Origin of the sequence: Flavobacterium sp. K5-23, from assembly GCF_023278045.1 — a bacterium.
GTDB lineage: Bacteria > Bacteroidota > Bacteroidia > Flavobacteriales > Flavobacteriaceae > Flavobacterium.
Window position 1 is genome coordinate 1988878 of sequence record NZ_CP056783.1, and the last position, 14430, is coordinate 2003307.

Here is a 14430-nt window from a genome sequence, read left to right on the forward strand (position 1 = left end):
GATTCATTAAACTGAATTAATGAATCACCTCTTCGTTTTTATAAAGGTATGAAAATTAGCCTATTAGTCCAATTATTTGTTGCGCTAATTCGGTTCCAATCCTGTCTTGTGCTTCTAAAGTTGCAGCTCCAATATGAGGTGTCAATGAAATTTTGGGGTTCATAAGGATGATAATTTCTGGTGTTGGTTCTTTCTCATAAACGTCTAATCCAGCAAATAAAACTTTTCCATCATCCAGTGCTTTTACTAATGCAACTTCATCAATCACACCACCTCGAGCACAATTTACGATCCCAACACCATCTTTCATCAAGTTAAATTCATTCTCACCTATTAGATAATTTTCCTGATCAGGAATATGTACTGTTATGAAATCAGATTCTTTTAGCAATGACTCCAGAGACTGAGAAATAAGTGTTGTCGTAATTGATTGACCGTCAAAAAAGGAAACTGTTACAGCCACTTTTTCGATTAAAGGATCAGTTACAATAACTTTCATCCCTAATCCATGAGCAATTTTTGCCGTTGCTTGACCAATGCGTCCTATTCCTATTATCCCCAGTGTTTTGCCACGCAATTCAATACCGTTTGAATAGGCTTTTTTCAAACTTTCAAAACTAGTGTCTCCTTCAAGAGGCATATTTCTATTGGAATCGTGTAGAAAACGAACACCCGAAAATAAGTGGGCAAACACCAGTTCAGCAACTGATTCTGATGATGCGTCAGGCGTATTTATAACGTGTATTCCTTTGCTTTTTGCATAGTCAACATCAATATTATCCATTCCTACACCACCACGTCCAATGATTTTTAGACCTGGGCAAGCATCAATCATAGCGGCGCGTACTTTAGTTGCACTTCGCACTAAAATAACGCTGATGTCGTTTTTATTTACAAAATTGGCCACTTGTTCTTGTGCTACTTTTGTAGTGATGACTTCAAAACCTGCTTTTTCTAATGCTAGAATTCCGCTTTTAGAAATTCCGTCATTGGCTAATACCTTCATTGTTTTATATTTTAAGATTGAAAATTTAAAGATTTAAAGATTCAGACTGTTTATTTATTGCAGTGATTGATTGTAATTGAGTTTTGAAAACCTTAAATCATTCAATATTTTAATTGTTAAATTGCTTTTTCTAAAGCTTGCATTACATCGACTAAGACCTGAACGCTTTCTAGAGGAAGTGCATTATACATCGATGCTCTAAAGCCGCCTACTGAACGATGTCCTGGTAATCCAGAGATTCCTGCCTCTTTTAACATTGCGTTAAAAGTATCAGTGTGTTGTAGATCATTCAATAAGAAAGTGGCATTCATATTCGAACGGTCTTCAACAGCCGCTGCTCCTTTGAATAATGGATTTCTATCTATTTCAGTATAAAGTAAAGTCGCTTTTGCATCGTTTATTTTTTCGATAGCAGCAATTCCGCCCAGTTTTTTCAACCACTTCAACGTCAGTAATGATGCATATATAGGGAAAACAGGAGGCGTATTGTACATACTTTCTGCTTTAATATGTTTAGTGTAGTCTAACATACTTGGAATGTTTCTTCCGGTTTTGCCAAGAATTTCATCTTTTATAACAACCAATGTTGCTCCAGCCGGACCCATATTTTTTTGTGCTCCAGCATAAATCAAATCAAATTTTGAAAAATCCATTTGACGTGAAAAAATATCCGAACTCATATCACACACAAGAGGTATATCAAGCGTTGGGAATTCCTTTATTTGTGTACCAAAAATGGTATTGTTACTCGTACAGTGAAAATAATCAGCATCAGCAGGAACAGTATAGCCTTTAGGGATATAGTTATAGTTTTCTTCTTTAGAAGAAGCGACAACAACCGTTTCTCCAAAATATTTGGCCTCTTTTATCGCTCCGTTTGCCCAAGTTCCAGTATCTAAATAAGCCGCTTTTCCGCCTTCTTTCATTAAATTATAAGGCACCATCAAAAATTCTAAGCTTGCACCTCCTCCAAGAAAAATGGCGCTATATCCTTTGCCTTCAAGACCCAATAATTCAATTACAAGTGATCTTGCTTCTTCCATTACAGCAACAAAATCTTTGCTTCTGTGCGAAATTTCTAAAAGGGACAAACCGGAATCGTTGAAATTTAAAATAGCCTGAGCTGATTTTTCAAAAACTTCTTGAGGTAAAATGCATGGTCCAGCGCTGTAGTTGTGTTTTTTCATGAGTAGTTACTATTTTTATATTGGATCAAATTACTTCCCTTAGTATTCAAATTTCGTTAATAGAAGCCTAATAACAGTTAATTTATTCGAAATAATTAATTGAATTGTATTTATATTTTCAACAAAAACGATATCGTATCTATGTTATCAGCATAATCCCATAAATTGGGTTTTTGTGTTTCTCCAAAAGGGATACTGTTTTCGATTAATGCATTACTAACGATGCACTGAATTTGGTCTTTATCTGTTTGCAAGCGTTGCTCTATTTCGTTGAGGTTTTCATAAGTTTCATAAAAAACACTCGAAATAGGGGAGGCGTAGCTTTTATCTTCTTTTAAAGTCAAGAATCCATTGTCTCTTAACTTGAAATTACTCATTAAAAATACTGCTTTATTATAATCGTAATTATTAGCGTATTTCTCGTAATGAATCACATCTTGGTATTCGAAAATAGCTTCAAAAAAGACTTCAAATGAGTAGCCCTTTGGGACAAAAAGCTTAGATACATTACGGCATCCTAAACCAAAATACCTAAATATGTCTTCTCCCAGAGCAATTATCTGTTCTTTAGATTCATTGCCGTTTAAAACAGCAACTGAGTTTCTGTTTTTTCTAATAATCGAAGGTTTGTCTTTGAAATAGTATTCAAAATAGCGAGCCGTATTATTGCTTCCTGTTGCAATAACGGCATCAAAATTTTCTAATTTACCTTCTACAAACGTAATTTTGTCAGCAAATTTAGGCTCTATTGAAATAAGGTATTTAGCTAAAAACGGAAGTAGATGTTGGTCATTAGAGGAAGTTTTAACCAGAACATTATGCCCTGAAATTAAAACCGATAAAAAATCGTGAAACCCAACAAGTGGAATATTTCCAGCCAATATCAAAGCGATATTTTTAGATTCAACTATATCAATTGTATAGGCGGAAAGCCATTGATTTAAATTTTCTTCAGTAAGTGCTTTAGCCCAAGATTGAATAGAAAAATAAACTTGTTCCGGAGTATACCAACCGTTATGGGATTGTGATAATTTTATTAATTTGTTAAATTCATAAAAAAACATATTATTATGTAGTACATTTTCGTTTCTAACGGTTTCATTACTATTGAATTGATTTAAAAAGTGACCTAATTCAATGAAAATGTTTTTTTTAACTTCTAATGTCATAATGTTTGTTTATGAATTGTTTTGATTGTAATTTTGCACAAAAATAAGCATAATTAAGTCGAAAGTCAAAAGTCATCAAGTCAAAAGATTTTAATGTCTTTTTTACTCCTACACTTAAGGCTTTAAGACCGTTCAAATTTAAGACTATAAACATGGCAATAATAATAACAGACGAATGTATCAACTGTGGTGCATGTGAACCAGAATGTCCAAATACAGCAATATATGAAGGCGCTGACGATTGGAGATATAAAGACGGAACAAAACTAAGTGGGAAGGTAATTTTGCCTGATGGAACTGAAGTTGATGCTGAAGATGCTCAAACACCTATTTCTGACGATATATATTACATCGTTCCAGGAAAGTGTACGGAATGTAAAGGATTTCATGATGAACCTCAATGTGCTGCCGTATGTCCAGTGGATTGTTGTATTCCAGATGATAGTCATGTTGAGAGCGAAGAAACGTTATTGAACAGACAGGCTTTTTTACATAACGAATAGTTTAGTACGCATATATAAAAAAAATCCTGAGTTATTATACACTCAGGATTTTTTTTTTTTGGATATTGTGTACTTAATCTTTTATAATCACATAAGTTGTTTTAGATACTTCATCTGTTTGGTCATCGTAAGTTTCGATTACTAAATTACCATTATCATCAAAATACCCAAAAGAAAGAATGTTATTGGATTTTATGATATAATTATTTCTGGATGTTTTTCTTAGTATTGCTGATTTATCACCATTTAGGAAGTACATATTGTATCCTTTATCATCTAAGACGACCTGATATTTTTTATCGTTATTAATATAATAAGCAGAGTGATCCACATCTATAAGTCTAGTTTGCCCGTTATCAGTAATTTTAGTGATTTCTGTAACTTGAACAGGGGTATCCTTGACGTCCTTATTCAGAATTGTAGATTCGGCATCTTTAAGTTCGATTTTTTGAATTTCCTGAATTTCTTGGGTTTTAACTATTTTTTTCTCCCCTTCAGAATCTTTGATTGTTGTTGTTGTGGTTTTTACTTCAGTTTTAACGTTCTTGTTTTGTGATTGAATATTAAAAGAGAATAAAAAAACGGCGATTCCTAATACTATATTTTTCATATTATTTAATTTTAAAGATTGATATTAAACAAATTTACAACTATTTGATTGTTAATTAATTGTGGAATTATTAAATAATATTGTATTATTCACAGATTTATAGGTTACAATGTTTTTTGTTTTTGGGGTTTCTTTTTTGCAACTATAACATAGGTGTCAAAAGCATACGTTTTTCTGTCAATGGTTTTTATGATTTCGAAACCATTTAAAAATAAAAAAAGTTGCATTTCGTTTAGGGTAAAAACTCTTACCGTAGAGAAGTCTTCGGCTTTTATCTTTTTTTCGCCATTCTTTAAAGTGTAATATTGAGCGGTCCATTCAAGCATAAAATTATCTAATGTGGTTGTTTCCCAATGACTTTCTCTTAAATAATTGATTCCCTCGTGTTGGGCTTGATGGGTGATTACTTGATTTTCTATTATAAAGGGAATAAATCTATTGGCATCTATAAAATCAAATATCAATACGCCATCGATTGAAAGATTGTTGTAAACTGTATCGAAACATTCATTCACATCCTCATTTGATATTAAATAACTACTGGAGCGCCCCGTGATAATAATAGCATCTACCGGCTTTTTAAGCTGAAATTCCCGCATATCTCCATGGATGAAATTGGAGGTTTTGTTTCGCTTTTTAGCAATGTTTATCATGCTTAGACTATAGTCTAAGCCAGTATATTCCAGATTTGTTTTTCCAAAGCGTTTGGCTAAATTTCCAGTTCCACTACCTATTTCAAGTAGCGTTTTGCAATTGTTTTCCTGGATAAGTCCGTTGTAGAACTCAAATTCTTCATCATAATCAATAAAAGTCTGGTACATAGCATCATAAATAGCAGCCATTTTACCATCATATAGAGTTGCCATATTAAACTGATTTAAGGTTGGAATTTAGTTATTTCTTAGAACCTATTCTTTTTTTTAACCAATTGAAATAATTGGACTTATAAATTTAGGTAAAAATAAGGTATAAAAAAAGCGGCTATCTTTCGATAGCCGCTTTTAAAAATTATTCGATAATCGAATTAGAATTTATAGTTCAATGATAAGTTGAACATAGTTCCTAATTGGCTAAAGTGATACCCATCATAAGTCATTTGAGAATAACGTTGGTTGAAAGTAATCAAGTTAGATTGATTTTTAACTTGTGCAGGATCATTTAAGATTGCTGTACCAGCAGCATTTTCAGCTTTGAATTTCCATTCAGGTAGTACATTCAACAAGTTGTTTACATTTAAAGCTAAAGTTAATTTTTCAGTAGCTGAGAAAGTAACTCCTAAATCGGTAACAATCTTTGGCGTGAATTCTGTTCTTAAGTTAGAATCTAAACCTGCTTGTTTGAAAGTAGATTTTCCAAAGTAAGTATTGTTAAGAGAGAAACCTAATTTTCCAACTTCGTAATTAGCTCCTAAGATCCATTTTGTTTCTGGTCTAGAAGTAAACATTAAAGCATCAAGTGTTTCGCTAAAGTTGTTACTTTTTACAGGAGAGATTCTTTCATTTTGGAAAGTTACGTTTCCAGATAAATTGAATCCAAGTTTTCCAGTTCCTAATTCAATGTTATTGTAATTAGCAACTACATCTAAACCTGAAGTTCTTGAATCAAAAGAGTTTTCAAACCAAGCAACATCTCCAAAAGTTGTTGAAACAATGTCTCCTAAGATGATTCTGTCTTCTACCTTAATGTTGTAATAATCTAAAGTGAAATTAAAGTTTCTTGAAGGTTTTACTCCAACACCTACAGTAATATTTGTAGATTTTTCAGCATCTAATTTAGGCACGCCTAATAAACGAGCTTGAGGAGAAACGTTGTTTACAATTCCACTAACTTGTACTCCTTGTCCTGGAACAAAAGAATATTGTGATTTTTGAGTATAGATTTGGTGTAATGTAGGAGCTCTAAATCCAGTAGAAACAGATCCTCTTAATGTTACTTTATCCTCTGCAAATTTATATCTTGAGCTTAATTTCCAAACAGTTGCTCCACCAAAATCGCTATAATCTTCGTAACGAACCGTTCCGTTAATTAAGAAATCTTCAGTTACATCATAAGCAAGGTCAAAATAAGCCCCTAAGTTATAACGATTCCATTTACCTGAATTTTCAGGTCGGTTACCAGCAAATGAATCTGCTCCAATACCATCCCAAGATGCTTTGTCTCCTTCTGTTACTCCGAAAGTCTCTGTTCTAATCTCAGATCCAAAACCAATACTAATTTTGTCTGAAAGTACTTTAGAGATATCTAAGTTTCCTACAACATGGTTGAAAGATGTTCCTCCTGGTTTGAATGAAATAGGGCTGTTTTCTAAGTAGATATTAGCTCCGTTTGAATCAGTTCCTGAAGTTCTGTTATGAGAATTTTCAACTGAGTAAGTTTGTGTGTTTCCACCAACAGTAATACTAGCGTCAGTATTCCAATCATTCTTAACCGATTTGTAACCTAAAGTAGCGTTATAGTCATTCAAGTCTCCAATGAATGTTGGAACATATCCATTATAAGAAGGATTAGCTGAGTTACCATTTCCGAAGAAATCATTTAAGTAAGGAAAGTCAGATAATGATCTCCAGTATGGAGTTCTGTAGTTAGCAAATGAGTTTACCTTTTTGTAAACATATGCAGCATTGTAGTATAATTGTGTTTCTTCAGATAATCCAAATCCACCATTTACTAAAAATTTAGCAGCAGCAGTTTCAGGTGATCCATTGATGTTTCCTGCATCTGGCATCTTAGCTAGAAAAGCTTGTACGTCAGATAAAGAAGCACCAAAATCAGCAGCTTCTCCAGCAGCATCAACTGTACCAGGTCTATTTGCAAGATTTACTTTAGAAAAATCTACAGTATAGTTTACAAAACCTTTATCTCCTACAGTAGATCCATTGTTTAAACTTACTCCAAGCATTTCTCCATCACCTTCAGAAGTCATTCCACTTCTTACAGTTACAGATCCACCAGTTGTGTTCTTTTTTAAGATAATATTCATTACCCCAGCAATAGCATCAGATCCGTATTGAGCCGAAGCACCATCACGAAGAATCTCTACTCTTTCGATTGCGTCAGTTGGAATTGCAGAAATGTCAGAACCTGTTTCACCACGTCCTGGAGACGTTTGAACATAAAGTAAAGAACTTAAGTTTTTACGTTTTCCGTTGATTAATATTAAAGTTCTACTTGGTCCCATGTTTCTGATTTCGTAAGGGTCAAGTAATGAAGTCGCGTCATTTACCGGAGTCTGAACCGTGTTAAATGATGGAATTTTGTACTGTAATGCCTTGTCAAATGTAGCTTGACCAGTAGATGTTAAGTCTTTAGAAGAAATTACATCAATAGGTAATGCAGTAGTAGTGTTACTTCTTGGAGCAGTTCTTGTTCCTGTAATAACAATTTCATCTAATGCTTGTCCACCTTCTTCAGATAAAACAACATCTATTTTTGAACTAGAAGCTGCTTTTTCTACTTTATTAAATCCGATGTAGCTAAAGATTAATGTAGCTCCATCTTTTACTTTTATTCTATAGGCTCCGTCTATATCTGTAGAAACACCATTGTTTGTTCCTTTTTCTACAATGTTTACGCCTGGAAGAGCTTGTCCCGATTTGTCTTTTACTACACCCGAAACGTCTTTTTGAGCAAAAAGAAAGCTTACGTTAAGTAAAAAAAATAATAATGTGAGTTTTTTCATAATTAATTTGAGTTTGTTAATTTTTGGTTAGTTAATCAGGAGCAATATAGTAATTTTTTAACTTATAATTAACTAAATGCAGAAATTTTTTTAGAAACAAAGACAATAAACAGTAATGCCTGATTCTTTTTTATACCTAGTCTGACAGGTTAATTTAGTATATTAATATTCCTGAAATTTTAAAAATAATAATTGCGCTATTTGAGATTAATAAAATTGGTTGTCACGATTTTCTCTTCATAATTGATAATTTAAATGGTTTTTAATTTTTTGGCTTTAAAAATGAATATAACTTAAATAAAGAAATATAATAGCAAACATAACTTAAATATCTATATAAAAAAGTGAATTAAGTAAAAATATGATTAAATGGTAAATTTATATTATTTAATGAATAATTATCGGATAATAAGGAAATACTTTATTGATTTGGTTAATTGTAATTAAAAGAAAAAAAATATCAGTAGCATATTGAAGTTGCTTGTTAGTCAACGAATCAATAATATTTTTTAATCACAGGTTTAGTTCGCAAAAGGGATACTGAAAATTTGCTGAATGATTGCATTATATCTTATATTTGCAAACTTTAAAACAGGAATTATTAAAAACAGCTAGTGGAAAACGCTATCTGTAAACATAAATATCATGAAAGCAGGAATTGTAGGATTACCAAATGTTGGAAAATCAACATTATTCAATTGTTTATCGAATGCAAAAGCGCAAAGTGCTAACTTTCCTTTTTGTACTATTGAACCTAATATAGGAGTTGTAAACGTTCCTGATCCAAGAATTGAAAAATTAGAGGAATTAGTAAAACCGGAGCGTGTTCAAATGGCTACAGTAGATATCGTTGATATTGCTGGTTTAGTTAAAGGAGCGAGTAAAGGGGAAGGTTTAGGGAATCAATTTCTTGGAAACATTAGAGAGTGTAATGCAATTATTCATGTATTGCGTTGTTTTGATAATGATAACATTATACACGTTGATGGTAATGTGAATCCTATTCGTGATAAAGAGACTATTGATATCGAATTGCAGTTAAAAGATTTAGAAACAGTAGAAAAACGTCTTGAAAAAGTAAATCGTGCCGCTAAAACTGGAAACAAAGAGGCGCAAACTGAAAAAGCGCTTTTGGACCGAATTAGAGAAACGCTACTGCAAGCTAAATCAGCAAGAACTATCACTCCTCAAGGAAATGAAGAAGAAGTGTTGATGGAAAGTTTTCAATTGATTACTGCAAAACCAGTTTTGTATGTATGTAATGTAGATGAAAACTCAGCTGTTAACGGAAACAAATATGTAGATCTAGTTCGTGAATTAGTAAAAGACGAAGATGCAGAGGTAATTATACTTTCTGTTGGTGCTGAAGCTGATATTACCGAGTTAGAAAGCTATGAAGAGCGTCAAGTTTTTCTTGAAGATATGGGATTAACTGAGCCAGGTGCTTCTGTTTTAATTCGTGCTGCATACAAATTGTTGAAGCAACAAACCTATTTCACTGCAGGTGTTAAGGAAGTTCGTGCTTGGACAATCGACGTTGGTTCTACTGCGCCACAAGCTGCAGGAGTAATTCATACTGATTTTGAAAAAGGATTCATTCGTGCTGAAGTAATTTCATACGAAGACTACGTTGCATACGGTTCTGAGGCAAAAGCTAAAGAAGCTGGTAAATTTAAAGTGGAAGGAAAAGAATATATTGTTAAAGATGGTGATGTTATGCATTTCCGATTTAACGTGTAATTTTTATTTGAAGAAAATAGAATAAAGAAAATAGAGAATAGACGAAACCTGCAAGAGTAATTTTTGCAGGTTTTTTTTTTTTTTTTGACCTAATCCAGCTTTCCGCTGCAAGATTTTGCCGTCTTGCCTTTTTTTCTAAGTCAATAAAGGAGCTTCTCCCGAAGTGTCGGGAGTCGCTCTTTTTTGTCAAGAAAAAAGCAGTCAATCCTGTCAAAATGCTTTTCGTTTCCATCTGGGGTAAAGAAAAAAGAAAAGAGAGAATAGAAAGATTTTTAAAAATCAGCGAATCAGAGGTAAATAAAAAAAATCAGTGTAAATCTGCTTAATCTGTCTAGTCTGCGTTCCATTTTTTGTTTAATATTTTTAATCCGTGGGCTAATTTCATTACTTTTATAAAAAAACAAGCACTATGAAAATTATAGCCTTTGGCGGAAGCCCAAGTAAAAACTCAATAAATAAAAAATTAGCCACTTACGCAGCTTCTTTGTTTGATAATGCAGAAGTTGAAGTTTTGGATTTAAATGATTTCCAAATGCCTTTATTCACTGTCGATATCGAGGAGGAAATCGGACAGCATGAATTAGCCAAAGCATTTTTGGCTAAAATGGAAAGCGCTGATATTCTGGTGGTTTCTCTTGCTGAAAATAATGGGAATTATTCTGCTGCTTTTAAAAATGTTTTTGACTGGTGCACCCGGATTACAGGGAAAGTTTTTAATGAAAAACCGATGTTGCTTATGGCTACTTCGCCAGGAGGAAGGGGAGGTGCAACCGTACTTGAAATAGCTAAAAACGCTTTTCCTCGTTTTGGAGCCAACATAAAAGGAGTCTTTTCTTTACCTAATTTTAATGACAATTTCGATATTGAAAAAACTAAAATTTCAAACACCGAACTAGATAATCAGCTAAAAGAAGTAATTAAAGGTTTTTAGATTTAAAGGAAATGTCTCAAAGAAATTGACTCAAACGCAAAGTAACAAAGTTGGGTGTACTATCGATTAGTTCACTTTGTAATCCTTTGAGACTTTGAGGCTCTGTGTCTTTGTTTCTGTCAAAAAAAATGTCAATATCATTCTTAATAACTTTGACTCTTTCCTCTTTTAAAATATATTGAGAAGTCCTATATTAGCACAAAATCGTTAAATTTCCAAAATGTCAGATCAAAATCAATATACTGAAGATAATATTCGGTCTCTCGACTGGAAAGAACACATCCGTATGCGTCCCGGTATGTATATTGGGAAGTTGGGAGATGGTTCATCGCCAGATGATGGTATCTATATTTTATTAAAAGAAGTACTTGACAACTGTATCGATGAGTTCGTTATGGGTGCAGGTAAAACGATCGAAGTTACCATTAAAGACAAAACAGTTAATGTTCGCGATTACGGTCGTGGTATTCCGCTTGGAAAAGTGATTGATGTGGTTTCTAAAATGAATACTGGTGGTAAATACGATTCACTGGCTTTCAAGAAATCAGTAGGTTTGAACGGTGTAGGAACAAAAGCTGTAAATGCTTTATCTAATTATTTTCGTGTAGAATCCGTTCGTGATGAGAAACAAAAAGCGGCTGAATTTTCAGCAGGAAATTTAGTTCTTGAAGAAGATGTAATTGACACAACCAAACGAAAAGGAACCAAAGTAACTTTTATACCAGATGAAGCGATATTTAAAAATTACAAATTCCGTTATGAGTATGTGATTAAAATGTTGAAGAATTATTGTTACCTAAATAATGGGTTAACCATAATATTCAATGGCGAAAAATATTTTTCTGAAAATGGATTGAAAGATTTGTTGGAAGAAACCATTAACGCTGAAGATTTAGAATATCCTATTATCCACTTGAAAGGGGAGGATATCGAAATTGCCTTAACGCACAGTAAAACACAATATAGCGAAGAATACCATTCTTTTGTAAATGGCCAAAACACGACGCAAGGAGGAACGCATTTAGCGGCCTACCGTGAAGCGATTGTGAAAACCATTCGGGAGTTTTATAATAAAAGTTTTGATGCTTCAGATGTTCGAAAATCGATTGTTACGGCAGTTAGTATCAAAGTAATGGAGCCTGTTTTTGAATCGCAAACAAAAACAAAATTAGGTTCTACTGATATGGGTTCTGAACCTGGAATGCCTTCAGTACGTACTTTTGTGAATGATTTTGTGAAAACGAAGTTGGATAATTTTTTACACAAAAACACAACAACTGCTGATGCATTATTACGTAAAATTCTTCAGGCTGAAAGAGAGCGTAAAGAATTGTCAGGAATTAGAAAATTAGCCACTGACCGTGCTAAAAAAGCTAATTTGCACAACAAAAAATTAAGGGATTGTCGTGCGCATCTTCCGGACACTAAGAATCCAAGGAATCTAGAAAGCACCCTTTTTATTACGGAGGGAGATTCGGCTTCTGGATCGATTACTAAATCGCGAGACGTAAATACTCAGGCCGTTTTTAGTTTGCGTGGAAAGCCTTTGAACTCATATGGAATGAGCAAGAAAATTGTTTATGAAAATGAAGAGTTCAATTTATTGCAATCCGCATTGGATATCGAAGATGGATTAGAAAAATTACGTTACAATAATATTGTAATCGCCACCGATGCCGATGTCGATGGAATGCACATTCGATTATTATTGATTACTTTTTTTCTGCAATTTTTCCCTGAATTAATAAAAGAAGGGCATTTGTATATTTTGCAAACCCCTCTTTTTAGAGTTCGAAATAAAAAAGAAACTATTTATTGTTACACGGATGAAGAGAGAAGAGCAGCGATTGAAAAATTAAAACCAAAACCGGAAATCACCCGATTTAAAGGATTGGGAGAAATTTCGCCTGATGAGTTTCAGTTTTTCATTGGTGAAGACATCCGTTTGGATCCTGTTATGATGGATAAAAACACTTCGGTAGAGCAATTGCTATCCTTTTATATGGGTAAAAACACACCAGACCGTCAAGAGTTTATCATTAAAAACTTGAAGGTAGAGCTCGATGTGATTGAAGCGGTATAATATCAAAAAAAAAACGGATTATGATTTCTAAAAAACATTTTGTCTACATTGTTATTGTGGTTTTGTCAACTTTTTTAATTACCCTTTTCATCAAAAAAAATAACGATCATATAGAATGCAAGACTGTTGTAAAAAAGACTTTAAGTACGGAAGGAATCGAAGTAGTTACAAAAGAGCATAAGTGCAAAGAAAAGTATTCTTTTTAATTGCCGAAAAAAATTGTAATTATTTACTATTCAATAGAGTATATTTAATGAAAGACGAGGAAGAAGAAAATACAATTTCAGAGGATAATTTTATAGGTTAAAATCAAGAAGAAAAGGTGTTTTATGAAATAATTGAAGTAGATACCAAGAATTTTAAAAGTAGAAATCGATGTGATTGAAGCGGTATAATTATGTAAACGTTTGAAAATAAATAGCAGTGTCAGAAAGCCTTCAAAATAAAGTTTTGTTATCTCAAGTGGTTGCGCTGTGGCAAAATGCACGCCAGCAGGTTTTTCGAACCATAAACTCAACGATGACGTATACTTATTTTGAAATAGGTAGAATGATTGTTGAAGAAGAGCAAAACGGAAACGAGAGAGCTGCATACGGGAAACAAATCTTGAAAGGACTTTCTGCAGATTTAACAAAAGAGTTTGGGAAGGGCTTCTCAATGAGGAATTTAGAACAAATAAGAAAATTTTATAAAATCTATTCGATTTCGTCGACAGTGTCTACAATTTTGCAAAATCAAATTCCGCAGACAGTGTCTGCGGAATTGAAAGATCAGATTCCGCAGTCACTGACTGCGGAATTCAATACTTTTGATTTTGAGTCGTTTAGGTCTTTTTTTAGACTTACTTGGTCACATTATACTTTTTTAATGAGAATCGACAATGAAAAAGAAAGACGCTTTTACGAAATAGAATCGGAGAAATACAACTGGAGTGTGAGAGAGTTAAAACGTCAGTATGATTCGGCACTTTATACAAGATTGGCTTTAAGTCGCGATAAGGAGGGTGTTTTGAAATTATCAGAAAAAGGGCAAATAATTGAAAACCCCAAAGACATAATCAAAGACCCATACATATTGGAATTTTTGGGATTACCTGAATTAAATCAATATTCTGAATCTGATTTGGAAGAAGAAATAATCAATAAGTTAGAACATTTTTTGTTAGAACTTGGGCACGGATTTACGTTTGTAGCCAGACAAGACCGAATTACATTTGATGATAAACATTTTAGAATAGATTTGGTTTTCTATAATCGAGTATTAAGGTGTTTTGTACTGATCGATTTGAAAATTGGTGAATTGAAGCACCAAGATTTGGGGCAAATGCAAATGTATGTGAACTATTATGATAGAGAAAAACGTTTGGAAGGCGAAAATAAAACTATTGGAATTGTCCTTTGTCAAAACAAAAGCGATTTGGTGGTTGAATATACTTTGCCAGAGAATAACGAACAAATTTTTGCCAGTAAATACAAAACCGTTTTGCCTAGCAAGGAAGATTTAATAAAATTAATTTCGTAAT

The 14430-nt window shown here is 33.2% G+C and carries 12 protein-coding genes; 6 read left to right on the forward strand and 6 right to left on the reverse strand.

What is annotated here, in order from left to right; all coding sequences use genetic code 11:
- Positions 1-55 precede the first annotated feature (55 nt).
- From FLAK523_RS08650 to FLAK523_RS08660, 3 genes are all read right to left on the reverse strand, one after another.
- Positions 56-1006: a D-2-hydroxyacid dehydrogenase gene (locus FLAK523_RS08650; RefSeq protein WP_248902625.1), complete on the reverse strand. Its 951-nt coding sequence runs from the start codon at positions 1004-1006 to the stop codon at positions 56-58.
- Between the two features lie 116 nt (positions 1007-1122).
- Positions 1123-2193: a 3-phosphoserine/phosphohydroxythreonine transaminase gene (serC, locus tag FLAK523_RS08655; protein WP_248902627.1), complete on the reverse strand. Its 1071-nt coding sequence runs from the start codon at positions 2191-2193 to the stop codon at positions 1123-1125.
- A 110-nt stretch (positions 2194-2303) separates the two neighbouring features.
- Positions 2304-3362 (reverse strand): acyl-CoA reductase, encoded by a 1059-nt coding sequence (locus FLAK523_RS08660; RefSeq protein ID WP_248902629.1) that lies wholly within the window; start codon positions 3360-3362, stop codon positions 2304-2306.
- Positions 3363-3514: 152 nt separating this feature from the next.
- Here FLAK523_RS08660 and FLAK523_RS08665 point away from each other — a divergent pair, with 152 nt between their 5' ends.
- A complete protein-coding gene (locus tag FLAK523_RS08665) occupies positions 3515-3865 on the forward strand; it encodes a 4Fe-4S dicluster domain-containing protein (RefSeq protein ID WP_248902631.1) in 351 nt (116 codons plus the stop codon).
- 73 nt (positions 3866-3938) lie between these two features.
- On the opposite strand, the gene FLAK523_RS08670 is transcribed toward FLAK523_RS08665, so the two are convergent.
- The 3 genes from FLAK523_RS08670 to FLAK523_RS08680 all read right to left on the reverse strand — a co-directional run bounded on the left by FLAK523_RS08670 (position 3939) and on the right by FLAK523_RS08680 (position 8154).
- Positions 3939-4475: a hypothetical protein gene (locus FLAK523_RS08670; protein WP_248902634.1), complete on the reverse strand. Its 537-nt coding sequence runs from the start codon at positions 4473-4475 to the stop codon at positions 3939-3941.
- A gap of 104 nt (positions 4476-4579) precedes the next feature.
- A complete protein-coding gene (locus tag FLAK523_RS08675) occupies positions 4580-5341 on the reverse strand; it encodes a class I SAM-dependent methyltransferase (protein ID WP_248902636.1) in 762 nt (253 codons plus the stop codon).
- A gap of 158 nt (positions 5342-5499) precedes the next feature.
- Positions 5500-8154: a TonB-dependent receptor gene (locus FLAK523_RS08680; RefSeq protein WP_248902638.1), complete on the reverse strand. Its 2655-nt coding sequence runs from the start codon at positions 8152-8154 to the stop codon at positions 5500-5502.
- 645 nt (positions 8155-8799) lie between these two features.
- On the opposite strand from FLAK523_RS08680, the gene ychF reads away from it, so the two are divergent.
- From ychF to FLAK523_RS08700, 5 genes are all read left to right on the forward strand, one after another.
- Positions 8800-9894, forward strand: coding sequence for a redox-regulated ATPase YchF (ychF, locus tag FLAK523_RS08685; RefSeq protein WP_248902648.1), 1095 nt, complete (start codon positions 8800-8802; stop codon positions 9892-9894).
- Between the two features lie 409 nt (positions 9895-10303).
- Entirely contained in the window at positions 10304-10825 is a 522-nt protein-coding gene (locus tag FLAK523_RS08690) for an NADPH-dependent FMN reductase (protein WP_248902650.1), read from the forward strand.
- Positions 10826-11045: 220 nt separating this feature from the next.
- A complete protein-coding gene (locus FLAK523_RS08695) occupies positions 11046-12908 on the forward strand; it encodes a DNA topoisomerase IV subunit B (protein WP_248902651.1) in 1863 nt (620 codons plus the stop codon).
- A gap of 181 nt (positions 12909-13089) precedes the next feature.
- A complete protein-coding gene (locus FLAK523_RS15225; protein WP_256469075.1) occupies positions 13090-13215 on the forward strand; it encodes a hypothetical protein in 126 nt (41 codons plus the stop codon).
- Between the two features lie 212 nt (positions 13216-13427).
- Positions 13428-14429: a YhcG family protein gene (locus FLAK523_RS08700; protein WP_248902654.1), complete on the forward strand. Its 1002-nt coding sequence runs from the start codon at positions 13428-13430 to the stop codon at positions 14427-14429.
- Position 14430 lies beyond the last annotated feature (1 nt).